Genomic DNA, 21,686 nt, shown 5'->3' on the forward strand with positions numbered 1-21,686 from the left:
CCCCGCTCCGCGACGGCCTCCCGGCCGGGCCCGGACATGAAGATGGCCCGCTCGGGCGAGCGGGCCATCGACCGTGAGAGGGGCTCAGACCTTGCCGACGACGTCGACGGCGCCGGGAACGTCGTTGACCGAGCGCTGCGGCGGGCCCACGTAGTTGGCGCTGGGGCGGACCAGCCTGCCCGTGCGCTTCTGCTCGAGAATGTGCGCGGCCCAGCCGGCCGTACGCGCGCAGGTGAACATGGAGGTGAACATGTGCGAGGGGACCTCGGCGAAGTCGAGGATGATCGCCGCCCAGAACTCCACGTTGGTCGCCAGAACCCGGTCGGGCTTGCGGGCGTGCAGTTCCTCGAGCGCGGCGGTCTCCAGCGCGGCGGCCACCTCGTAGCGGGGCGCGTTCAGTTCCTTGGCCGTACGGCGAAGCACCCGGGCGCGGGGGTCCTCCGCACGGTAGACGCGGTGGCCGAAGCCCATGAGCCGCTGGCCCTTGTCCAGCTCGCTCTGGACGTACTTCTTGGCGTCGCCCATCTGCTCGACGCCCTCGATCATGTGGAGAACGCGGGCGGGGGCGCCGCCGTGCAGGGGACCGGACATCGCGCCCACCGCGCCGGACAGGGCCGCTGCCACGTCGGCACCGGTGGAGGCGATCACGCGGGCGGTGAACGTCGAGGCGTTCATGCCGTGCTCGGCGGCCGAAGTCCAGTAGGCGTCGATGGCCTTGACGTGCCTGGGGTCGGGCTCACCGCGCCAGCGGATCATGAAGCGCTCGACGATGCTCTCGGCCTCGTCGACCCGCTTCTGGGGAACCATGGGAAGGCCCAGACCGCGAGCGGACTGGGCCACGAAGGAAAGGGCGGTGACGGAGGCCCTGGCGAGATCGTCGCGGGCCTGAGCGTCGTCGATGTCGAGCAGCGGACGGAATCCGTAGGCGGGAGCGAGCATGGCCAGCGCGCTCTGCACATCTACACGGATGTCGCCCGAGTGGACGGGAACGGGGTACGGCTCCGCCGGGGGCAGACCCGGCTGGAATTCGTTGTCGACGAGCAGGCCCCAGACATGTCCATAGGAGACGTTGCCCACGAGCTCTTCGATGTCGACGCCCCGATAGCGAAGGGCGCCCCCTTCTTTGTCCGGTTCCGCGATCTCGGTCTCGAACGCGACCACGCCCTCGAGCCCGGGTTTGAAGTCGGACATTCTCGGCTGCCTCTCTCTTGTGAAGTCCAAAGCCTTGATGTCGAGATACCGGCGGGTCAATTTAACCCTCAGGGCGGCACTGGTCTGCCCCCGGTCCCTCTGAAACGCCGTTGTCCCAGGTAGGGGGTGCTGCGTCACACATCAGCCAAGCACGCGACAATATCGTCCCGTGGACAGCGCATCGCAACTCCCCGGGCTTCGGCGTAGCTATGAGGGCCTGCCGCTGCTCGAATCCGACCTTGCCGACGACCCCATGGCGCAGTTCTCCCTGTGGTTCGCCGAGGCGGTCGACGCCGGTCTGCCCGAGCCCAACGCGATGATCCTCGCCACCACCTCGGCGGGAGGCCGCCCGTCCGCCAGGACCGTCCTGCTCAAGGGCTTCGACGAGCGGGGCTTCACCTTCTTCACCAATTACGAGTCTCGCAAGGGCCGCGACCTCGCCGAGAACCCCCGGGCCTGCCTGCTCTTCCCCTGGCACCCGATCAGGCGCCAGGTCCGCGTCGAGGGCCAGGCCGTAAAGCTTCCGAGGGAGGAGACCGCCGCCTACTTCCACAGCCGCCCGTACGGCTCCCGCATCGGGGCGTGGGCGTCGCGGCAGTCGGCCGTCGTCCGCTCGCGCGAGGAACTGGACGCGCGCTACCGGGAGTTGGCCGAGCGCTGGCCGGAGGATCCGCCGGTGCCCGACTTCTGGGGCGGATTCCGGGTCGACCCCGTGGAGATCGAGTTCTGGCAGGGCCAGACCGACCGCATGCACGACCGGATCCGCTACCGCCTTTCCGGCCGCAGGGCGGGACGGGCGGGCACGTGGACCCGCGAGCGCCTGGCCCCCTGATCTCTGCCGCATCGATCACCAGGCCGCTCATCCGGTCGCGGACCCGAGCGCGGCGGCGGTCCGCAGGTCCGCGAGGAAACCCGCGTACGCGTCCTCGGGCTCCGGGGCCCGCAGGATCGCCGACGGGTGAATGGTGGCGACGTAGAAGGCCCCCTCCCGCCTCGGGACGGGCACGCCGCGCTGCCGGGTGACCCTGAAGGACGGCCCCAGCAGGGCGCGGGCCGCCGTGGCGCCGAGCACGATCGTCACCGCCGGGTCGACGAGCCGCATCTCCGCGTCGAGCCACGGCCGGCAGGCGTCGATCTCCGCGGCGGTCGGTTTCTGGTGGATCCTGCGCTTGCCGCGCAGCACGAACTTGAAGTGCTTGACCGCATTGGTCACATAGACGGCGCCGCGCTCGATACCGGCCTCGCCCAGCCCCCGGTCGAGCATTCGCCCGGCCGGTCCGACGAATGGAGCACCGGTACGATCTTCTTGGTCGCCGGGCTGTTCTCCCACGAGTAGATACCTCGCGCTGGGATCGCCCTCCCCGAAGACCGTCTGAGTGGCGTTTCTGAACAATTCGCAACCTTCGCAGCCGCGGGCCGCCTCTCGCAGCGCGGACAGGCTCACCTCGGCCGGAAGGAATCGCTCGGCTCCGATGTTTGTCACCCTAGGATCGCTTCCCAATAGGTTCGGCTGCGAACGCTCCAGGAGGTCGTAGCATCGATACTGAACTGGAGGAACCGTGACGGCACATGGCCTGATCGACACGACGGAGATGTATCTCCGCACGATCTTCGAATTGGAAGAGGAAGGCATCGTTCCGCTGCGCGCGCGCATCGCGGAGCGGCTGCAGCAGAGCGGGCCCACAGTCAGCCAGACGGTCGCGCGGATGGAGCGGGACGGGCTGGTCAGGGTCGAGGGCGATCGCCACCTGAGCATGACCGACCTTGGACGCAAGCTCGCCATCAGGGTGATGCGCAAGCACCGCCTCGCCGAGTGCCTGCTCACCCAGGTGATCGGGCTTCCCTGGGAAGACGTTCACGTCGAGGCGTGCCGCTGGGAGCACGTGATGTCGGAGTCGGTGGAGACGCGGCTCGTCGAGCTTCTCGACAACCCGATCGCCTGCCCTCACGGCAATCCGATCCCCGGTCTCAGTGAACTCGGCGTCGCACAGTCCGGTTTGACCAAAGATGAGGCTATGTCTCCGATGGCAGATCTGGCTGGTCCGGCCATGGTTCCGGTTGTCGTTCGCCGAATTAGCGAACAAGTGCAAAGCGATCCCGCCCTGATGCTTAAACTCAAGCAAGTTGGGATACAACCCGGACGCGAGGTGACGCTCGCGGCTAGCGACGACGGTGTGCGGGTGACAGGGGACTGCGATGCGGACAGCACTTCCGCGGAACTTCCGCGCGATGTCGCGTCGCACGTTTTCGTCACCAGGCGATGACGGAAAGAACAGAGACTGGTTGAGTCCCCACAGGATCCCCCTCCCCCTCTCCCGCGACACCCCAGCCCCGCAGGAGTGCCCGTGTCCGGCATCGTGATCGTCACTCTCCAAAGGGTGGTCCTGGGATGAAGCGTTGGGGGGATCTGTCGCAGGACACCGCCGACCATCTGACCGCGGGGTCCGTGCTGGACCAGGCGGAGATGGCGGTGGTCGTCACCGATCGTTTCAGCAACGTCCTGTACTGGAATCCCTTCGCCGAGCAACTGTTCGGCGCTCCCGGCGGCCCTTCCGGCCGGGAGTCGCTGTTGTCCCTCGGCATCATGAAGAAGGACCACCCCCTGGCCGTCGAGCTCGCCAGGCATGTGCTTCGGGGCGGCGTCTGGGAGGGCACCTTCGACGTCGTGCGTGGCGACGGCACGATGATCTACGTCAGAGCGCAGGCGGTGCCGTTGCGCCATCAGTCGGGCTCGGTGACCGGGATCGTCGTCACCGCACGCGAGGCGATGCGCAGCAACGAGCGGGAGAAAGATCGTTTCGGCCTGCTGGAGCGCATCGGCGAGCGGCTCGCGGGTTCGCTGTACGTCGAGGAGACGCTGAACCGGGTCGCCGAGATGCTCGTGCCGCAGTTCGCCGATCACTGCTTCATCGAGCTGGTGGAGAACGACCGGCTCGTGCGCAAGGTCTCCACGCACGTCAACGGGTGGACCCCGCCGCCGGACACCTGGAAGGCGGTCGGCGAGGAGATCAAGTATCCCCCCGGGCACTACGCCGACACCGCCCAGCGCCGCCAGGAGACCATCCTGGTCGAAGACTTCTCCCAGGTCAGCTATCCCTCGCCCAGTGAGGGCGCGGCCCGCATCTGCGGGGAGGTCGGCATGACCTCCGCGATCGTCGCGCCGCTGTGCGCCCGCGGCGAGACGCTCGGCCTGATGTACCTCGGCCTGTCCAACCTCACCGACCGGCGCTCGCCCCACTACGACGCCTTCGACCGCGACTTCGTGGGCGCGATCGCCACACGGGTGGCGGTGGCCGTCGACAACGCGCTGCTGTTCGAGGAGGAGCGGCACACCGCCGAGTCGTTCCAGAAGCACCTCCTGCCGCGTGAGGTGCCCACCCTCGACGGGCTGGAGATCGCCCACCGGTACTTCCCGGCGGCTCCGCTGGCCTCGCACGGCCAGGGCATCCAGACCCAGGTAGGCGGCGACTGGTACGACGTGATCCCGCTGTCGGCAGGCCGCGTCGGCATCGTCATCGGCGACGTCGAGGGCAGGGGGGCCAAGGCCGCCGCGGTCATGGGCCAGCTCAGGGCGGCGCTGCGCGCCTTCGCGCAGGACGACAAGCCCCCGGCGGACATCCTGGCCCGCCTCGACGAGTGGACCAGGGTGGTCGCCCATCCCGAGCGTGACGACTTCGGGGAGGACATCACCAACCCGCCGCTGGTGACCTGCCAATACCTCGTGTACGACGCCTGGTCGCGGCAGCTGTCGTTCGCCAACGCCGGGCACGCCCCGCCGCTGCTGATCGTCGACGGCACCATCACCGAGCTGGACATCACCGAGGTCGGCCAGCCTCTCGGCGTCCGCGCCAAGGGCGTGCACGCCGACCTGGTCTACAAGGAGGAGACGCGCACGCTCCCGCCGGGCGCGACGCTCCTGCTCTACACCGACGGCCTGCTCGACCGGCGGCCTCCCCGTGACACGGAAGGTCCGGTCCTCAGCGACGACGAAACCTTGCGGATCCTTTGCGACAAGCTCGCCAAGATCTCGGAGGAGTCCGTCGAGCGCATCGCCGACACCGCGACCGTGGCGGTTCCCGGCGAGATCGACGACGACATGGCGATCCTGGTGGTGCGGTCTGTCGGCACCGAGCTGGAGATCGAGGAGCGCACGTTCCCCGCCCAGCCCATCATGGTCAGCGAGGCCCGGCGCATGGCGTTGGAGGCGTTCAAGGACTGGCTGGTCCCGGAGGAACGTGCCGAACTGGCCTGCCTGCTCGTGTCCGAGGTCGTCACCAACGTGGTGCTGCACGCCGCAAGCGCGAACATGCCCCGCCGCGAGCTGGCGCTCGACGGGCCGCCGCTGCCGTTCGACGAGTCCTGGGAGATCCCGGGCTTCGAAGAGGAGATCGCGGGCGGCGACAAGGAGTTCACCCTCCGGCTGCGGCGCGGCAAGAAGTCGATCTGGGTCGAGGTGTTCGACCAGGACCTCCGGCTGCCCCGCATCCGCAGCGCCGGGGAGAACGACGAAGGCGGCCGCGGTCTCTACCTGGTCGACCAGCTGGCCAAACGCTGGGGTTCGCGCCCGACGCGGGAGGGCAAGGCCGTCTGGTTCGAGATCCCCATCGGGGGTCGCTGAACGCGGCGTCTCCGCACGTCAAAGCCCTGGTCACCAGGCCGTTTCGGGAGCCCAGAGCCGCTGGTACGGCGGAGCTCACGATGGTTGACTCGCAGATATGGAGCTCGCCTACGACCGCTGTGGCAGTGGATCACCACTGGTGTTGCTGCACGGACTCGGGCATCACCGGCGGGGATGGCTGCCCGTGCTCGACCTGCTGGCGGAGCGGCATGACGTGATCGCCGTCGACTTCCCCGGCTTCGGGGAGTCGCCGCCGCTGCCGGCCGGCCTGCCGTACAACGCGGAGACGCTCGGGGCCGCGGTCGAAGAGTTCTGGGGGCTGCTGGGTGTGAAGGACCCGCACGTCGCGGGCAACTCGTTCGGCGGATATGTGGCGCTCGACCTGGCGGCGCGCGGGGTCGTCTCGACCGCCGTCGCCCTGTCGCCGGCGGGTTTCTGGTCGAGGAGCGAGCACCTGTACGCGCGTACGGTCCTGAAATTGCTGCGGACGTCGGCGCAGATGGCCTGCCGGGGCGGCGCCGGGCTGGCCTCCACCCGGCAGGGCAGGATGATGGCGATGGGGTTGCTGACGGCCCGGCCGTCCCAGGTTCCGGGGACCGCGGTGCGGGAGGCCGCAGAGGCGCTGCGAGGCAGCGCGGGGTTCGCGGGCACGCTCGATTCGTGCGTCTGGATGGCGCCGCCGCCGCCGCCCAAGGTGCCGATCACCATCGCATGGGGCCAGCGCGACCGGCTGCTCCCGCGCCGCCAGGCCGTCCGGGCGGCCCGGTGGGCGCAGGAGCGCGTGGTGCTGATGTCGGGGTGCGGACACCTTCCGATGAGTGATGACCCGGCCCTGGTGGCGCGGGTCATCCTCGAGAACAGTCGCGATTAAGGCCCGCACGCACGGAGGAACCGCCGCATACTGATCGGTGTGGACTCCGGCCTCATTCTGCTGATCTTCCTGGCGTTCCTGTTCGCGTGGTTGCTGAACAAGGTGCGCAAGTTCTTCCGGCTGAGCCAGGTGGCGTACGCCGGCGTGATGATCGTGTTCGTGCTCGTCATGCTGGCCGTCTGGGGGCAACAATTCCGCTGAGCGCGGCCTGCTCAGAAGCCGAACGAGCGGCCGATGATCTCCTTCATGATCTCCGTAGTGCCCCCGTAGATCGTCTGTACGCGGCTGTCCAGCCACGCCTTGGCCACCGGGTATTCCAGCATGTAGCCGTAGCCGCCGTGGAGCTGGAGGCAGCGGTCGATGACCTTGGTCTGCAGCTCGGTGGTCCACCACTTGGCCTTGGCGGCGTCGACCGCGGTGAGCTCCCCGGCATTCAGGGCTGAAATGCACGTGTCGACGTAGTTCCGCGCGATGTCCACCTCGGTGGCCAGCTCGGCCAGCAGGAACCGGGTGTTCTGGAACCGGCCGATGCTCTGGCCGAACGCCTGCCGGTTCCTGCAGTATTCGATGGTCGTCTCCAGCACCGTTTCCGCGGCGGCCACCGCTCCCACGGCGATCGACAGGCGCTCCTGCGGGAGGTTGCGCATGAGCTGGGCGAAGCCCTGGCCGTCCTGGTCGCCGAGCCGGTTGGCGACGGGGACGCGCACGTTCTCGAAGAACAGCTCGGCCGTGTCCTGGGCGTGCATGCCGACCTTCTCCAGGTTGCGGCCACGGGTGAAGCCCTCCATCCCGCGCTCGACGACGAACAGCGTGGTGCCGCGCGCACCCGCCGCAGGGTCGGTCTTGGTGACGACCACCACGAGGTCGGAGTTGATGCCGTTGGTGATGAACGTCTTCTGGCCGTTGATCACGTAATGGTCTCCGTCGCGGACGGCCGTGGTGCGGGCACCCTGAAGGTCGCTGCCCGCACCCGGCTCCGTCATCGCGATGGCCGTGATCAACTCGCCGGAGACGAATCCGGGCAACCAGCGCTGCTTCTGCCCGTCGTCGGTGAGGTCGACGAAATAGGGCGCCATCACGTCGTTGTGGAGCGAGAAGCCGAGGCCGGTGGCGCCGATGCGGAGGATCTCCTCGACCACGACCGCGTTGTAGCGGAAGTCGGTGACGCCGGCCCCGCCGAACTCCTCGGGGACGGAGAAGCCGAACATGCCCAGATCGCCGGCCTTCTTCCAGACCTCGCGCGGCACGATGCCGTCCGTCTCCCACTGATCGTGGTGGGGGACGACCTCACGAGCCAGGAACTCACGAACGGTCTCACGGAAGAGCTGGTGCTCCTCCTCGAAGAGGTTTCGCCGCATCGGTACGCCTTCCGGCTCGGAGGTTCGTTTCCGCGGCCAGAATACGATTCTGTTACCGCCCGGGTCGATCGTCGTCAGTCCCGGCCGATCGTGATCACGTCCTCCTCCGTCTGCTCGGACGGCTTCCGCGCGGCGGAGGAGCCGGGCTGCCCGGGCTGCGCCGCGTCACCTGGCGGTGTCGGCCCCGTCTCGTCCGGCGTCGTGCCGCCTCGGGCCGCGCCGTCCGCGGGGCCCTGCCGTACCCGAGCCCGGGCCGCGCGCTGAACCAGGAGCGTCGCGCCGATCGCCAGCAGTGCGGTGACGATCGGCAGGTACGGCACGGACCATCCGTCGTCACCGGAGGCCGGGGTGGCCGTCCTTTGGGGTGAGGGCGCAGGAGCGGCCGCCGGCGCCTGGGGCGCGCTCGGCTGGGGCGCGGACACGGCGGGCGGTCGCGACGAGGTGACCTTGCCGTCCCACGGAAAGCTTGGAGGCTTGATCGATCCCCAGTAGTCGACGACCTCGGCGCCGACGCCCCTCGCGAACTGCGGAGGGGCCAGGGTTAGCCCGCCCGGGATTACCAAGGTTCCGATCTCGTGCGGCATGAAGATCCCCTGGACGCCCTGGAGCCGCCATTGGCCGTCCGGGATCTTGATGGTCACCGCGTAGTGGGCCGGCTCGGGGAGGGGCGTGCCGGTGAAGTTCAGCGTGGTTCCCCCCGACGTGCTGATCAGGCGCAGACCGGTAGTGCCGAGGTCTTCCCCCTGAACGTCGAACGGATGGGTCCCGTGCTGGAGGACCCAGTATCCGATCGTGTACGCCTTGTCGGCCACGAGCTTGTCGGGGAGCGGATCGAGCTCGGTCGTCGCCCAGCCGCCCGCCCGGGTCTCCGCGTGAACGGGAAGCGCCGCGGCGATCGCCATCACCGCCGCGCCGAGTGCCACAAGTATTCGTCTCATCTGAGCACCTCCGGTGCGGATACACCTGTGGCGCGCAGAAGGTTCCCTGTCGCGCGAAAATTCATAAACGGACATTTGCGGACAACAGCGTAATTTTGGGCAGGAGTATCGCCCATTCGCAAAGGGGGGCGGCGATTTTCCCGCTTACTGCATAGGATCACGTGCAAGTCATGAACAAAATGTGTACGCAACATGAGGCTGACACGGCGGGGATGGGAGACAGGCGGTGCTGAGAGCGCAGGCACGGCGTCGAATCGTCATGAGGACGGCCGCGGCCGGTGCGGCGGGCACGGCCATTGTGACCGGCGGTCTCTTCGCGATCGCGGCCCAGGCCGACACCAAGACCGTGGCCTACGTCTGCGCCCCTTCCGGTCCCGCGACCGCCACGGCCTCGCCGAACCTCACCGTGGCGTTGAACGGGCCGACCGGCGCCATCCCGTCGCAGGCGGTCACGCTGACGTGGGTCAACCAGCAGCCGTCCGGCACCGATCAGATCATCACCGCACCGGCCGCGATCCCCGCCGGCGACCGCGTCGTCATCGTCGGCGACCTCATCGTCGCCGGGCCGAGCCCCGCCGGGACCAGGACCGTCCAGGCGACCGCGACCGGCACGCCCGCAGCGGAGGTCGCGAGCGGGTCTCCCGTGCCGCTGCCGACGCTCACGGCGCTGGTCACCCCGACCGCGACCGGAACGATCTCCGTGAAGGCCGACAAGTTCACGCTGGGGGTGGGCCCGAGCGGATCGCCCACCACGTGGTACTCGTGCTCGATCTCGACGACCGCCGCGGCCAACACCACCGCGGCAGCCCTGTCGATCAAGGTCACTCCTCAGACCACCAGGACGGTCTACGTCACCGAGACGGCACAGGTCACCGAGACACCCGAGGGCGGTGCCGCGACCGGTGGCGGCGGCGAAGCCGGTCCCGACGGGCGGCTGTTCCTGCTGACGGGTAGCGCGCTGGTCCTGGCCGCGGCGGGCGGCGGGCTGGTGCTGCGTGCCCGCCGCCGTGCCGTACGGCACTAGCCGGGGTCGCGAGACTTGCCAGGAGTGCGACGGTGAACAGGTCGCCGGAGGAGGCCGGGTGGACGCCTGAGCCCGGTTCCGCCGGGCACGTCGTGTACGGCGCGCAGGTCTTCCATCCCGTGATCGTGGCGCAGGCGCCCCTCCCGCAGGAGCCCGAGGGTTCGGGGGCGGGCACCGGAGTGATCCGCGCGGGCCTCTTCCTGGCGGCGGTGGCGGGCGTGGTGGCCATCGTCTTCGGGCTGGTCCTCATCCTGAGATCGCCCGAGGAGTACGAGTCGCCCGCCCGCTCTGTGCTGAAGGTGCAGGGGCCGGCTCCCACAGTCGGGCCGGGAGGATCCGCGCTGGTTCAGGCGGCCCCCACCGCGCCTCCGCCGCGGCCGACCGTGCCCCCGGCCCCGCCACTGATGCCGTCGACGCCGAAGCGGCTGATCATCCCGAAGCTCGGTGTGAACGCGCCCGTCGAGTCGGTGGGCCTCGACAAGGGCGGGGCGATCGAGACCCCGGCGATCAACGACGCCAATCTGGTCGGGTGGTACCGGGGCGGGCCCACTCCGGGCGAGGCGGGCCCGGCCGTGATGCTCGGGCACAAGGACACCGTCTCGCGGTCCGCCGTCTTCAGCCGGCTCTACCAGATCCGCAGCGGCGACACGATCGAGGTCGTCCGGCTCGACGGCACCACTGCGATCTTCACCGTCGGCGGCGTGGAGCAGGCGAACAAGCAGACGTTCCCGACGGATCGGGTGTACGGCTCCCGCGTAGACGCCGAACTTAGGCTGATCACATGCGGCGGAGCGTATAACCAAACAACTGGTCATTATCTGGATAACATCATCGTTTATGCGTGGATGACCGGCACGCGTCCTGCCTCGGGGAAGTCCTGAGCGCCGGTCCGTTCCGGCAACGGCCCATGGGACACGGCTCCTGAGGGCTATCGTCTCTTCGACTCGTCACGAGGAGGGCCCTGTGGGCTGGTTGTCGAATCTTCTGCTGCCGGGCAGGTTGCGCACGGGCCCCACGGCTCTGTTGCCGGAGCGGCCCGATCCGAAGACGCTGCTGGCCATCGCCCAGCTGGCCGATCCGGACGCCCGCCTGGACGGCGACGACGTCATCGCGGGCGGCTCACGCATCCTCGCCCCCGTCGAGCTGGCCGGCGAGATCCTCGGCAAGCTCGGCGTCACCGACACCGAAAAACTCTGGGCCTGCCGTGTCGCAGCCGAAGGCCCGCTGCCGATCGACTACTTCGACAAGGGGCTGGCCGAAGGCATCGCCTACCGCCTCGGCGGGTGGTCGCTGACCCAGGGCGAGCCGACCGATCTCGCCGACAGCGACAAACGCGGCGCGCTCGTCTACCTGCCTGCGGCGCCCGATGCGGAGGAGGTCGTCGCGCTGCTCGGCGAGACCGTGCGCCCGGTCGAGTCCCTGGATTCCGACCGGTGGCCGGACGGCGAACTCGTTCACGGCATCGTCCACATCCCCGTGAATCGTGGCGTGGTCACCGACGCGTACGCCGGCGCCGACGTCATGGTCACGATCGAGGAGGGCAACCGCATTCCTCCGGCGGCCCAGGTGCACTGGCCGTACCTGACCGAGATCGTGGTCGCGCGGGTCTCCGTGCTCGAACCCGCGCCCGCCTCTGAGGCCGATACCGAGGACGACGCGCCGGGCAATGAGACGGCGGACGGCGCGGCCGACTCCGGGCCGGCGGGTTCCGAAACCGCCGGGGCCGCCGACGCCGATCACGACATCGATCACGACGCGGGCACCGGCGAGGGCGCCGAGCCTCCGGCGGCCGATCCGGCCGAGGACGCGGCGGCGGACGACGAACCGGGTGAGGCGGCCGAGGAGTTCGACGAGGAGGCTCTACTCGCCCGGGTTTCCCTGGCGCTGGCCCTCGCGAACCGGTTGCAGGGGATCGCCACCGACCAGGGCGGATTCCAGCTCGCCGAACCCGAGGACATCCTCCCGGCCCGCTACGTCTGACCTGTTCAGCGGGCCGGTCCGCCGGATTTATGCAGACGTGCAGGGACTCTCACCGACAAAAGTTCTGATGTACGCTCTCAATTAACCGAACATTGCTCGGTTCTCTTCTGGAGGCACTGTGTCTGGAGGACCTGTGGCTGAGGCGTACATCGTCGGTGCGGTCCGCACGCCGGTCGGCAAGAAGAAAGGCGGGCTGTCGGCCGTTCATCCCACGGACCTGGCCGCGCACACACTTTCCGCGCTCGTCGAGCGGACCGGCGTCGACCCCGCCGCCGTGGAGGACGTGGTCATGGGCTGCGTCATGCAGGTCGGCCCGCAGTCGCTGGACATCGCCCGCAACGCCTGGCTCAGCGCCGGGCTTCCGGAGAGCGTCCCCGGTGTCACCGTCGACCGGCAGTGCGGCTCCTCCCAGCAGGCGATCCACTTCGCCGCCCAGGGGGTCATGTCCGGCACGCAGGATCTGGTCGTCGCCGCGGGCGTCGAGTCGATGTCGATCGTGCCGATGGGCTCGAGCATCGTGAAGGACATGCCGTTCCCCTTCGGCGAGAAGTGGGTCGAGCGGTACGGCATGCAGGAGATCACCCAGTTCCGCGGGGCCGAGCTGATGGCCGAGAAGTGGAACCTGAGCCGCGAGGAACTGGAGCGGTACGCCTACGAGAGTCACCAGCGGGCGGCCAAGGCGATCGCGAACGGCTACTTCAAGGAGCAGATCGCGCCGATCGCCGGAGTCGAGGACGACGAGGGCCCCCGGCCCGACTCGACGCTGGAGAAAATGGCCGAGCTCAGGACCCTCCGCCCGGACGGAAGGATCACCGCTGCGACGTCGTCGCAGATCTCGGACGGCTCCGGCGCGCTGCTGATCGCCTCCGAGCAGGCGGTTCGCGACCACGGCCTGACGCCGCGCGCCAGGATCGTCACGCTCGCGCTTGCGGGAGACGACCCCGTCTACATGCTGACGGCGCCCATCCCCGCGACGCGCAAGGCCCTCAAGCGAGCCGGCCTCGGCATCGAGGACATCGACGTCGTCGAGATCAACGAGGCGTTCGCCCCGGTGCCCCTGGCGTGGCTCCGCGAGATCGGCGCCGACCCGCAGAAGACGAACCCGAACGGCGGCGCGATCGCCCTCGGGCACCCGCTCGGCGGCACCGGGGCGATCCTGATGACCAAGCTCCTGCACGAACTGGAGCGCACCGGCGGACGGTACGGCCTGCAGACGATGTGCGAGGGCGGCGGCCAGGCCAACGTCACCGTCATCGAGCGCCTATGATCCGGGTACGGCCGTCGTCACGGCCGTGACGCAGAGCGTGAAGGGCACCCAGGTCGGCGGGTGCCCTTCACCCTGATCAGGCGAGCACCCTGATCAAACGAGCTCAGAGACCGTCACTTCGATCGGGGCAGCCTGCGCGGCTGCCGCATCGGCCGGACGGGCTGGCGGGGCATGGGCGTCCTCTGGGGTGCCGACGGCCTGCCGTACTGCGGTTGCGCCTGGCTGGGAGCGCCCTTGCCGTGTTTTTGGGACGCGCGGGTTCGCATGCGAGATCTCCTTGGGGTGACGAGAACGCGGCACGAGGTGCCGTTCACTCAGCTGCCGCGTCAGGACGGACTTGGCCAGAAAGCTGAGTCGCGACTGATGAGCCGAGTCGGCTGATCAGCGGTCGCGTCAGAGGTAGATGCGCATGCGACGACCGTAACAAGCCGGCCCGGCAACGCTCAAAGGGTTTTCCGCCGCCCTCGCATCAGGTGACGAAGGCGGCGAAGTCACACCGCTCGTCAGCGCACGTGACGGTGCACGTCGGCCGACGTGGCCGGCCCGGGAGTGGCGGGGGCTATCCACGGCCCGTCGATCGAGGGGTCGAGGATGCCGTCCTCCACGAACGTGTACCGCCCGCCCAGCGCGAGTTTGGCCATCCTGCTGTCCAGGGCGTCGGAGTTCTCCCACAACCGGTCGAAGAGCGCTTCGGCTCTCAGCCGCGACTGATGGCAGAAGGTGTCCGCCAGTTCGTACGGCCGGCTGCCGAGCTCCATGGCGTCCTCCTGGGCGCGGATGCACACCGCGGTCATGGCGAACAGTTCGGCGCCGATGTCGACGATCCGGGACAGGAAGCCCTGCTTGTGCTCCAGCCTGCCCTGCCAGCGGGACATGCCGTAGAAGGTGGCCCTCGCCAGCTTGCGGCTGGTCCTTTCGACATAGCGCAGGTGATGGGCCAGCCCGCCGAACTCGGCGTAGGAGGTGGGCAGCTGCCCTGGCCCGGTGAGCAGACCGGGCAGCCATCTGGCGTAGAACCCGCCGGCCTTGGTGGCCGCCCGTCCCTTCTCCCGCAGGCCGGCGGCGGGGTCGATGAGCCCGCCCGCGACCGAGAGATGGGCGTCGACGGCCTCCCTGGCGATCAGCAGGTGCATGATCTCGGTGGAGCCTTCGAAGATGCGGTTGATCCGCAGGTCGCGCAGTACCTGCTCGGCGGGCACGCCGCGTTCGCCGCGGGCGTGCAGCGAGTCCGCCGTCTCGTAGCCGCGCCCGCCCCTGATCTGCACGAGTTCGTCGGCGATCTGCCAGGCCATCTCCGAGCCGTAGAGCTTGGCCAGGGCGGCCTCGATGCGGATGTCGTTGTTCTCGTCGTCGGCCAGGCGGCCGGCCAGCTCCACCACGGCTTCGAGGGCGTATGCCGTACAGGTGATGAAGGCGATCTTCTTGGCCACCGCCTCATGCCCGCCGATCGGGCGACCCCACTGCACCCGCTGAGCGGACCATTCGCGGGCGATCTTCGCGGCCCATTTGGCCGCGCCCGCGCACGTGGCAGGCAAGGACAGGCGCCCCGTGTTAAGCGTGGTCAGGGCGATCTTGAGGCCCTGGCCCTCGCGGCCGATCAGATTGGCGGCGGGCACGCGGACCTGGTGGAAGCGGGTGACGCCGTTCTCGATGCCGCGCAGGCCCATGAACGCGTTGCGGCGTTCGACCGTGATGCCCGGGCTGTCGGCCTCGACGACGAAAGCGGAGATCTTCTGGCCCGTTCTGGCCATCACGACGAGCAGGTCGGCGACGACACCGTTGGTCGTCCACAACTTGACCCCGTCGATGACGTAGGAATCGCCGTCGCGGACCGCCGTCGTGGCCAGACGGGCCGGGTCGGACCCCACGTCGGGCTCGGTCAGGAGGAAGGCTGAGATCTCCCCGGCGGCGCACCGCGGCAGGAACCGCTGCTTCTGCTCGGGCGTGCCGAACAGCCGGAGCGGCTGGGGCACCCCGATCGACTGATGCGCCGACAACAACGCGCTCAGCGCGGGGGAGTACGACGCGGTGAGCTGCAACGCCCGCGTGTAATAGGTGTGGCTCAGCCCGAGCCCGCCGTACTCCTCGTCGATCGTCATCCCGAACGCGCCCAGGGCCACCAAGCCCTTGACCACCTCGTCCGGGATCACGGCCGTGCGCTCGATGAGCGCCGGGTCCACCCTGTCCTGCAGGAATCTCCGCAGTGCCCGCAGGAACTCCTGGCCTTTCTCGACGTCCCGCGCGCTCAACCGCGGCGCGGGGTGCACGAGATCGAGCCGGAAGTCGCCCAGGAAGAGCTGCTTTCCGAAGCTCGGCCGGGCCCACTCCTTCTCGCGGGCCTGCTCGGCGACTTCCCGTGCCTTGGCGTAATCGGTCATCGCGGCCTCCAGAGGCGGTCGATGACTACGACGTTACGCCTGGTTACTAATAGTGAGTAGCCAGCTCTGGTATAGGCCGGATTACCGGGACAAGTCGCACTATTCGGGGACGCGGGCGACGCAGAACACGGTCTGCCCGAACGGCGGGCGGATCAGCCGCTCGATGAGCCGGGTGGCGGGCACGACGGTCCGGTCGTAGATCTTCACGAGCCGCGGGTCGGGGTAGCCCACGCCGCCCCTGCGTACGGCCGCCCACCACGCGATGCCGCCGAGGAAGTTGATCGGCTTCAGCACCTCGGCCGTGAGCCCGGCCCCGGCGACGGTCGCGCCGAGGGTCTTGGGCGTGTAGCGCTGGACGTGGCCCACCTTGCGGTCGAAGTCCCCGTAAAGCTGCATGTATCCGGGAACCCAGATGACGATCCGGCCGCCCGGCTTGGTGACCTTGGCGAGCGAACGAAGCGCCTCGACGTCCTCCTCGATGTGTTCGAGGACGTTCATCATGATCACGGTGTCCACCGGGTCGTCCAGGGGGATCTCGGTCGGCAGGCCGAACTGCAGCACCGAGATGTCGTCGCGGCCCGCGAACCGCTTGCCGAGCTGTTCGACGCAGTAGGGGTCGAAGTCGCTCACCACGAGCCGGTCGAGCCGCGGCAGGAACTGCTCCGCGAAATGCCCGAGGCCGGACCCGATCTCCAGCATGGACCGCCCGACATGGGGTGCGACCATGTCGAACTCGTACTGCCGATAGTTCTTGGCCTCGTCCCCACCCAGGTGGTTTTCCAGTGCCTCGTCTCCGGCGGCGGGTTGGACTACACGGTCATACCCAGACATACGATCCTCGTTTACGCGCTCTGACGGGTGCCCGAAAGTCTAGTGCCCTCCCATAGCCACAGTCCGATTCGTCGTAATAGGCTCCTTGGTCATTTCCAAAAGCGATGATTGATGGACGACGACGAAGCCATAACGCGGGCACTGTCCGGCGACCTTGACGCCTACGAGGTGCTGGTCGCCCGCTACAGCATGGTCGCCCACCGTACGGCCGGCCTGCTGGGCGCGGGTGACGAGGCCGAAGACGTGGTCCAGGAGGCGTTCGTCAAGGCGTTCCGCCACCTGGGAAGCTTCCGCAGGGACGGGGCGTTCCGGCCCTGGCTGCTGCGTATCGTCGCCAACGAGACCCACAACCTCACCCGGGCCCGTGGCCGTCGCGCCGACCTCGCCGTACGGCTGGGCCGGGAACCCGAGCGAGGAGCCGCCGAGGAGCCCGAGAGCCTCACGGTCGCCGCCGACGGCAGGCGCCGGCTTCTCGACGCGGTGCGCGGACTGCCTGATCGGGAACGCGAGGCGGTGGTCTGCCGGTATTTCTTACAGCTGTCCGAGGCGGAGACCGCCGAAGTCCTCGGCGTACGGCTCGGAACGGTGAAGTCGCGGACGTCCCGCGGCCTTCGGCGCCTGCGAGAGGGGGTGGGCAATGAGCTCCTCTGACGAGCGTTCCGGAGACCAGACCGGCGACGACCGGTTCGGCAACGAGATCCGCGGTGCGGCCGGCGCACCAGGCGATCGCAGCATTGACGGATTCGCCGAGCCGGTGACCGGGCTGGAGGCCGAACTCCTCGCGCTCGGCGAGACGCTGCATGCGCCCGCGCCCCCTCCCGCCGACGTGGCCCGTGCCGTACGGACCCGGCTCGAAGGCGCGAGGGAAGAGCCGCGGCCCGCGCGCCGGCGGCCGTGGACGTCGCCCCGCAAGGCCGTCGCGGCGGTCGCGGTGTTCCTCGCCGTGCTGATCGCGGCCACTCCGCAGGGCCGCGCGGCCGTCGTGTCCGTGCTCAGGTTCGCGGGCGTCGAGATCGAGGTCCACGACTCCCGTCCCCTGCCGACGAGCACGCCGAGCCCGCTGCCGTCCGAGCGGAGGGTGACGCTCGACCAGGCGAAGCGTGAGGTGGCTTTCCCGGTCGCCGTGCCGTCGGCCCTGGGGGAGCCTGCGGATGTCCGGATCGCCGACGGCGGCAGGGTCGTGACCCTGCGCTGGCCGGGGGTTCGGCTCGACGAATACGACGGGACGCTGGGAGTGGTCTTCAGGAAGGAACTCGGAGCGCCCTGGCCCGAGCAGATCGCGGCGCTCCCGGGCTGGTGGATCGAGCAGCCGCACGGCGTGTCGTACGTGCCCGCGCGCAGCGGCGAGCCGGAGGAGGAGCAGGTGGCGGGGCCGACGCTCATCTGGCAGCGCGGGCTGGTCGGGCTCCGGCTGGAGGGGCCGGATCGGGACGAGGCGCTGCGAATCGCCGATTCGGTCCGCTGACCCGGCCATACGGACTCTTCGGACTATTCGGTGGCCAGCCAGGCGTCGATCTCGGTCATGAGCTCCTTCTTCATCGGATCCGGGGCGGTCGAGGAGCGGATCGACTGCCGGGCCAGCTCGGCGGTCTCCGCGTCGGAGAAGCCGTACACGTCACGGGCGAGCTGATATTGCGGCAGCAGGCGCGCGCCGAACAGCAACGGGTCGTCGGCGCCCAGCGCGATCGGCACGCCCGCGTCGAACAGCCGGCGCAGCGGCACGTCCTCCGGGCTTCCCGCGACGCCGAGGCCCACGTTGGACAGCGGGCAGACCTCGCAGGTGACCTGCCGGTCGGCCAGCCGTTCCATCAGGCGGGGCGACTCGGCCGCGCGCACCCCGTGGCCGACGCGATCCGCCCCGAGATCGTCGACGCACTCGGCCACGCTGGCCGGGCCCATGAGCTCGCCCCCGTGCGGCACGGCGAGCAGGCCGGCACGTTTGGCGATGCGGAAGGCGGCGTCGAAGTCTCTGGCCCGGCCGCGCCGCTCGTCGTTGGACAGGCCGAAGCCCACGACCCCCCTGCCGGCGTACTGCGAGGCCAGACGGGCGAGGGTGCGGGCGTCGAGAGGGTGCCGGGTGCGATTGGCGGCGACGATGACGGCCATGCCGATCCCGGCTGACGAGGCAGCGGCCTCCGCGGCGTCGAGGACGAGCTCCAGGGTCGCGGTCAGCCCGCCGAACCGCTGGGCGTAGCCGGACGGGTCGACCTGGATCTCCAGCCAGCGAGAGCCTTCCGCGGCCTCGTCCTCAGCGGCCTCCCGCAGCAGCCGGTAGACGTCCTCGGGTCGCTTGAGCACCGATCGCGCGATGTCGTACAACCGCTGGAAGCGGAACCAGCCCCGCTCGTCCGTCGCCCGGAGCCGCGGAGGCCAGTCCTGTTCGAGCGCGTCGGGCAGATGGACGCCGTGCTCACGCGCGAGCTCGATGAGCGTCGAATGCCGCATCGATCCGGTGAAGTGGAGATGCAGGTGGGCCTTGGGGAGCATGTCGAGTGGGCGCGGCATCTCCATATCCTGCCGCATCCGCCTCTCGTCCTCGTCGTGACCTCGCACGTCACGCCGGAGAAAGCCTCGTACGGCCACCGCGGACCGCCGGACGACCGAGCCGGCCGCCGCGCTGAGATTCGGTGAAGCCCGCGGCGAGGCCCGGGTGCTGGGTCATCTTTGTACTGAAGCCTGGGGGAGATTGGTAGCGCGGCTTCTTGTAGCACGTGACGCGTACATTCCACGGCTGGTGGATCCTCTGATCGATGAGATCTTCAGCACATTGCCCGCGATCATGCTGGTGGGTCCCCGGGCAACGGGGAAGACCACTACGGCCGCCCGGCGCGTCGAGACGGTGATCCGGCTTGACCGTGAAAAGGAGAATGCCGCATTCGTGGCTGATGCGGACGCCGCCCTCGGCAGGGTGCCTGAGCCGGTTCTCCTCGACGAATGGCAGGTCGAGACGCTCGACGGGCGTCGCGATCCCGTCCGGTTGAGGGCCTACCTGGAGGCGCTCGCCCTCAACACCGCCGGAGTGGTGACTGACAAAACCCTGTACGAGCAGCTGCGCGCCGAGGTGCCGGTGTGCGCAAGCCGGCCGCGGATGTATCACGTCAGGCAGGACCAGGGCGCCACGAGGTGGGCATCATCCTCGAGTTGGGGATGGGACTAATTATCGGAATAGAGGTCAACTCGGGCGCGGCCCCTCGTGCAGACGCCGCCAAGCATCTGACCTGGCTCCGGGATGAGCTGGGTGATCGCTTCGTGGCAGGAGTCGTTCTGCACACGGGGCCGCGCGTCTACGAGCTCGGCGAGAGAATCATCGCGGCTCCGATCTGCGCGATTTGGGGCTGAGCACGGCCGTCCGGACAGCACGAGGGCCCGGACCGTACGGCCCGGGCCCTCGTTCACATGCTCAGTGGGCCTCACCGAGGAGCTTGGCCATCCGGCTGACGCCTTCGGCCAGGTCGTCGTCGCCCAGCGCGTACGACAGCCGGAAGTAGCCCGGAGTGCCGAACGCCTCGCCGGGCACGAGGGCGACCTCGGCCTCCTCGAGGATGAGCTCGGCGAGCTCGGCCGACGTCTGCGGGCGCCTGCCGCGGATCTCCTTGCCCAGGAGGGCCTTGACCGAGGGGTAGGCGTAGAACGCGCCCAGCGGCTCGGGGCAGACGACTCCGGGGATCTCGTTGAGCATCCTGACCATGGTCTGGCGGCGACGGTCGAACGCCTCGCGCATCCGGGCCACGGCCGACAGGTCACCGGTGACGGCGGCGAGCGCGGCGGCCTGGGACACGTTCGCGACGTTGGACGTCGCGTGGGACTGCAGGTTCGCCGCGGCCTTGACGACGTCCGACGGGCCGATCATCCAGCCCACCCGCCAGCCGGTCATGGCGTAGGTCTTGGCCACGCCGTTCAGCACGACCACGCGCTCACGCAGCTCGGGCACGGCCGTCGCGATGCTGGAGAAGGTCGCGTCGCCGTACACCAGGTGCTCGTAGATCTCGTCGGTGACGACCCACAGGCCCTTGTCCAGAGCCCAACGGCCGATCTCCTCTACCTGCGCGGGGGAGTAGACCGCCCCGGTCGGGTTGGAGGGCGAGACGAACAGAAGGACCTTGGTGCGGTCGGTCAGCTTCTCCTCGAGCTGCTCGACGGACGCCAGATAGCCGGTGGTCTCGTCGGTGACCACGTCGACCTGGACGCCCCCCGCCAGCTTGATCGCCTCGGGGTAGGTCGTCCAGTACGGGGCGACCACGAGCACCTCGTCACCCGGGTCGAGCAGGGTGGCGAACGCCTCGTAGACGGCCTGCTTGCCGCCGTTGGTCACGAGGACGTGCGAAGCGTCGACCTGGAACCCGCTGTCGCGCAGCGTCTTGTCGGCGATCGCCTGCTTGAGCTCGGGCAGGCCTCCGGCCGGGGTGTACTTGTGGAACCGCGGATTCCGGGCCGCCTCGATCGCCGCCTCGACGATGTAGTCGGGCGTCGGGAAGTCCGGCTCGCCGGCGCCGAAGCCGATGACCGGGCGACCGGCCGCCTTCATCGCCTTGGCCTTAGCGTCCACGGCGAGCGTCGCGGACTCGGAGATCGCAGAGATACGCGCGGAAATGCGAGGTCGGGTCATGCGCACCATCGTTCCAGACGCGCCCCTCGGTTTCCCCTCGGTATCCGCGATCCGGACGCACTTGGGCGGTAGCTTTGAGCTGCGCGGGACGTATTGGTTCGACGTGGGGACGGATCCCCCGTAGACTCCAGCGTCTAGTGGACCATGTACCGAGGAACGTTAGGCCGAACTCACGCGTTTCTCGGGTATTGTGGTGCACGGCTTAGGGCACTAGCGCAATTGGTAGCGCACCGGTCTCCAAAACCGGCGGTTGGGGGTTCGAGTCCCTCGTGCCCTGCGGAGTGCGGTCCGCGCACCAAGGCGTTAGAGCGCGCCGCAAGATGCGATGGACACGACGGATCAGGTGAGGACTGTGGCGATCGACACCCGCGGCGAGACCGCTGGAAAGCCAGGCAAGCCGAGCGGTGAGAAGAAGGCCAAGCGCACCTCTCCCGCTGTTTTCTACCGTCAGGTCGTCGCCGAGCTTCGTAAGGTCATCTGGCCTCGGCGCAACGATCTGATCAGCTACACGACCGTGGTTCTCGTCTTTGTCGTGATCATGGTCGGGATCGTGTTCGGGATCGACTCCTTGCTGGGGAAGGTGGTGCTGGCCGTCTTCGGCGGATCCTGATCCAGCCCGAGGTG

General features: G+C 69.0%; 22 protein-coding genes and 1 tRNA gene. 15 read left to right on the plus strand and 8 right to left on the minus strand.

The window, feature by feature from the left end; translation table 11 throughout:
- Nucleotides 1–84: 84 nt before the first annotated feature.
- Nucleotides 85–1,191, minus strand: coding sequence for a citrate synthase 2 (locus tag Pth03_RS32350; RefSeq protein WP_203948240.1), 1,107 nt, complete (start codon nt 1,189–1,191; stop codon nt 85–87).
- 169 nt (nt 1,192–1,360) lie between these two features.
- Here Pth03_RS32350 and pdxH point away from each other — a divergent pair, with 169 nt between their 5' ends.
- Nucleotides 1,361–2,023: a pyridoxamine 5'-phosphate oxidase gene (gene pdxH / locus Pth03_RS32355; RefSeq protein WP_203948241.1), complete on the plus strand. Its 663-nt coding sequence runs from the start codon at nt 1,361–1,363 to the stop codon at nt 2,021–2,023.
- Nucleotides 2,024–2,050: 27 nt separating this feature from the next.
- On the opposite strand, the gene Pth03_RS32360 is transcribed toward pdxH, so the two are convergent.
- Complete coding sequence (locus Pth03_RS32360; protein ID WP_239119528.1) at nt 2,051–2,674, minus strand: UdgX family uracil-DNA binding protein; 624 nt, start codon at nt 2,672–2,674, stop codon at nt 2,051–2,053.
- A gap of 76 nt (nt 2,675–2,750) precedes the next feature.
- Between Pth03_RS32360 and Pth03_RS32365 the strand changes: the two genes are divergently transcribed.
- From Pth03_RS32365 to Pth03_RS32380, 4 genes are all read left to right on the plus strand, one after another.
- Nucleotides 2,751–3,455 carry an iron-dependent transcriptional repressor DtxR gene (locus Pth03_RS32365; protein WP_203948243.1) on the plus strand — a complete coding sequence of 235 codons (705 nt, stop codon included), beginning with the start codon at nt 2,751–2,753 and terminating at the stop codon, nt 3,453–3,455.
- Between the two features lie 125 nt (nt 3,456–3,580).
- Nucleotides 3,581–5,809: an ATP-binding SpoIIE family protein phosphatase gene (locus Pth03_RS32370; RefSeq protein WP_203948244.1), complete on the plus strand. Its 2,229-nt coding sequence runs from the start codon at nt 3,581–3,583 to the stop codon at nt 5,807–5,809.
- A 97-nt stretch (nt 5,810–5,906) separates the two neighbouring features.
- Nucleotides 5,907–6,680 carry an alpha/beta fold hydrolase gene (locus Pth03_RS32375; protein ID WP_203948245.1) on the plus strand — a complete coding sequence of 258 codons (774 nt, stop codon included), beginning with the start codon at nt 5,907–5,909 and terminating at the stop codon, nt 6,678–6,680.
- A gap of 39 nt (nt 6,681–6,719) precedes the next feature.
- On the plus strand, nt 6,720–6,881 hold the full coding sequence (locus Pth03_RS32380; RefSeq protein WP_203948246.1) for a hypothetical protein: 162 nt from the start codon (nt 6,720–6,722) through the stop codon (nt 6,879–6,881).
- An 11-nt stretch (nt 6,882–6,892) separates the two neighbouring features.
- Here the strand turns inward: Pth03_RS32380 and Pth03_RS32385 are convergent, their stop codons facing one another.
- Entirely contained in the window at nt 6,893–8,038 is a 1,146-nt protein-coding gene (locus tag Pth03_RS32385; protein WP_203948247.1) for an acyl-CoA dehydrogenase family protein, read from the minus strand.
- A 74-nt stretch (nt 8,039–8,112) separates the two neighbouring features.
- Entirely contained in the window at nt 8,113–8,976 is an 864-nt protein-coding gene (locus tag Pth03_RS32390; RefSeq protein ID WP_203948248.1) for a hypothetical protein, read from the minus strand.
- 259 nt (nt 8,977–9,235) lie between these two features.
- Here Pth03_RS32390 and Pth03_RS32395 point away from each other — a divergent pair, with 259 nt between their 5' ends.
- The 4 genes from Pth03_RS32395 (at nt 9,236) to Pth03_RS32410 (ending at nt 13,247) form a co-directional block, all read left to right on the plus strand.
- Nucleotides 9,236–10,000 carry a hypothetical protein gene (locus Pth03_RS32395; RefSeq protein WP_203948249.1) on the plus strand — a complete coding sequence of 255 codons (765 nt, stop codon included), beginning with the start codon at nt 9,236–9,238 and terminating at the stop codon, nt 9,998–10,000.
- Nucleotides 10,001–10,032: 32 nt separating this feature from the next.
- Nucleotides 10,033–10,881, plus strand: coding sequence for a class F sortase (locus Pth03_RS32400; RefSeq protein WP_203948250.1), 849 nt, complete (start codon nt 10,033–10,035; stop codon nt 10,879–10,881).
- 82 nt (nt 10,882–10,963) lie between these two features.
- Complete coding sequence (locus Pth03_RS32405; protein ID WP_203948251.1) at nt 10,964–11,980, plus strand: hypothetical protein; 1,017 nt, start codon at nt 10,964–10,966, stop codon at nt 11,978–11,980.
- Nucleotides 11,981–12,113: 133 nt separating this feature from the next.
- Nucleotides 12,114–13,247, plus strand: a complete 1,134-nt coding sequence (locus Pth03_RS32410) for an acetyl-CoA C-acetyltransferase (RefSeq protein WP_203948252.1) — start codon at nt 12,114–12,116, stop codon at nt 13,245–13,247.
- Nucleotides 13,248–13,750: 503 nt separating this feature from the next.
- Here Pth03_RS32410 and Pth03_RS32415 read toward each other — a convergent pair.
- Both Pth03_RS32415 and Pth03_RS32420 read right to left on the minus strand, forming a co-directional pair.
- Nucleotides 13,751–15,625 carry an acyl-CoA dehydrogenase family protein gene (locus Pth03_RS32415; RefSeq protein ID WP_203948253.1) on the minus strand — a complete coding sequence of 625 codons (1,875 nt, stop codon included), beginning with the start codon at nt 15,623–15,625 and terminating at the stop codon, nt 13,751–13,753.
- A 99-nt stretch (nt 15,626–15,724) separates the two neighbouring features.
- Nucleotides 15,725–16,456 (minus strand): class I SAM-dependent methyltransferase, encoded by a 732-nt coding sequence (locus Pth03_RS32420; RefSeq protein WP_203948254.1) that lies wholly within the window; start codon nt 16,454–16,456, stop codon nt 15,725–15,727.
- A 111-nt stretch (nt 16,457–16,567) separates the two neighbouring features.
- Between Pth03_RS32420 and Pth03_RS32425 the strand changes: the two genes are divergently transcribed.
- Together Pth03_RS32425 and Pth03_RS32430 are read left to right on the plus strand one after the other, a co-directional pair.
- Entirely contained in the window at nt 16,568–17,107 is a 540-nt protein-coding gene (locus Pth03_RS32425; RefSeq protein ID WP_203948255.1) for an RNA polymerase sigma factor, read from the plus strand.
- Entirely contained in the window at nt 17,094–17,921 is an 828-nt protein-coding gene (locus tag Pth03_RS32430; protein ID WP_203948256.1) for a hypothetical protein, read from the plus strand. The genes Pth03_RS32425 and Pth03_RS32430 overlap by 14 nt, the downstream gene beginning before the upstream one ends.
- A gap of 23 nt (nt 17,922–17,944) precedes the next feature.
- Here the strand turns inward: Pth03_RS32430 and Pth03_RS32435 are convergent, their stop codons facing one another.
- A complete protein-coding gene (locus Pth03_RS32435; RefSeq protein WP_203948257.1) occupies nt 17,945–18,961 on the minus strand; it encodes an adenosine deaminase in 1,017 nt (338 codons plus the stop codon).
- 373 nt (nt 18,962–19,334) lie between these two features.
- On the opposite strand from Pth03_RS32435, the gene Pth03_RS32440 reads away from it, so the two are divergent.
- A complete protein-coding gene (locus Pth03_RS32440; RefSeq protein WP_203948258.1) occupies nt 19,335–19,613 on the plus strand; it encodes a hypothetical protein in 279 nt (92 codons plus the stop codon).
- Nucleotides 19,604–19,795 carry a DUF4143 domain-containing protein gene (locus Pth03_RS42810; RefSeq protein WP_505874319.1) on the plus strand — a complete coding sequence of 64 codons (192 nt, stop codon included), beginning with the start codon at nt 19,604–19,606 and terminating at the stop codon, nt 19,793–19,795. Before Pth03_RS32440 ends, Pth03_RS42810 begins: the two co-directional genes overlap by 10 nt.
- Nucleotides 19,796–19,856: 61 nt before the next feature.
- Here Pth03_RS42810 and Pth03_RS32445 read toward each other — a convergent pair whose 3' ends face one another.
- A complete protein-coding gene (locus tag Pth03_RS32445) occupies nt 19,857–21,062 on the minus strand; it encodes a pyridoxal phosphate-dependent aminotransferase (RefSeq protein WP_203948259.1) in 1,206 nt (401 codons plus the stop codon).
- A gap of 204 nt (nt 21,063–21,266) precedes the next feature.
- On the opposite strand from Pth03_RS32445, the gene Pth03_RS32450 reads away from it, so the two are divergent.
- Both Pth03_RS32450 and secE read left to right on the plus strand, forming a co-directional pair.
- Nucleotides 21,267–21,339: transfer RNA gene (locus tag Pth03_RS32450), tRNA-Trp, on the plus strand.
- Between the two features lie 75 nt (nt 21,340–21,414).
- Nucleotides 21,415–21,672 carry a preprotein translocase subunit SecE gene (gene secE / locus Pth03_RS32455; protein ID WP_239094956.1) on the plus strand — a complete coding sequence of 86 codons (258 nt, stop codon included), beginning with the start codon at nt 21,415–21,417 and terminating at the stop codon, nt 21,670–21,672.
- Nucleotides 21,673–21,686 lie beyond the last annotated feature (14 nt).

It is taken from the genome of Planotetraspora thailandica (assembly GCF_016863335.1).
GTDB lineage: Bacteria > Actinomycetota > Actinomycetes > Streptosporangiales > Streptosporangiaceae > Planotetraspora > Planotetraspora thailandica.

Bases quoted from the DNA above. Each gene is read 5' to 3' on its own strand.
- Pth03_RS32350 (WP_203948240.1), bottom strand. From the start codon at position 1,191: ATGTCCGACTTCAAACCCGGGCTCGAGGGCGTGGTCGCGTTCGAGACC.
- Pth03_RS32370 (WP_203948244.1), top strand. From the start codon at position 3,581: ATGAAGCGTTGGGGGGATCTGTCGCAGGACACCGCCGACCATCTGACC.
- Pth03_RS32375 (WP_203948245.1), top strand. From the start codon at position 5,907: ATGGAGCTCGCCTACGACCGCTGTGGCAGTGGATCACCACTGGTGTTG.
- Pth03_RS32385 (WP_203948247.1), bottom strand. From the start codon at position 8,038: ATGCGGCGAAACCTCTTCGAGGAGGAGCACCAGCTCTTCCGTGAGACC.
- Pth03_RS32390 (WP_203948248.1), bottom strand. From the start codon at position 8,976: ATGAGACGAATACTTGTGGCACTCGGCGCGGCGGTGATGGCGATCGCC.
- Pth03_RS32395 (WP_203948249.1), top strand. From the start codon at position 9,236: ATGAGGACGGCCGCGGCCGGTGCGGCGGGCACGGCCATTGTGACCGGC.
- Pth03_RS32415 (WP_203948253.1), bottom strand. From the start codon at position 15,625: ATGACCGATTACGCCAAGGCACGGGAAGTCGCCGAGCAGGCCCGCGAG.
- Pth03_RS32420 (WP_203948254.1), bottom strand. From the start codon at position 16,456: ATGTCTGGGTATGACCGTGTAGTCCAACCCGCCGCCGGAGACGAGGCA.
- Pth03_RS32425 (WP_203948255.1), top strand. From the start codon at position 16,568: ATGGACGACGACGAAGCCATAACGCGGGCACTGTCCGGCGACCTTGAC.
- Pth03_RS32430 (WP_203948256.1), top strand. From the start codon at position 17,094: ATGAGCTCCTCTGACGAGCGTTCCGGAGACCAGACCGGCGACGACCGG.
- Pth03_RS32435 (WP_203948257.1), bottom strand. From the start codon at position 18,961: ATGCCGCGCCCACTCGACATGCTCCCCAAGGCCCACCTGCATCTCCAC.
- Pth03_RS42810 (WP_505874319.1), top strand. From the start codon at position 19,604: ATGGGACTAATTATCGGAATAGAGGTCAACTCGGGCGCGGCCCCTCGT.
- Pth03_RS32445 (WP_203948259.1), bottom strand. From the start codon at position 21,062: ATGACCCGACCTCGCATTTCCGCGCGTATCTCTGCGATCTCCGAGTCC.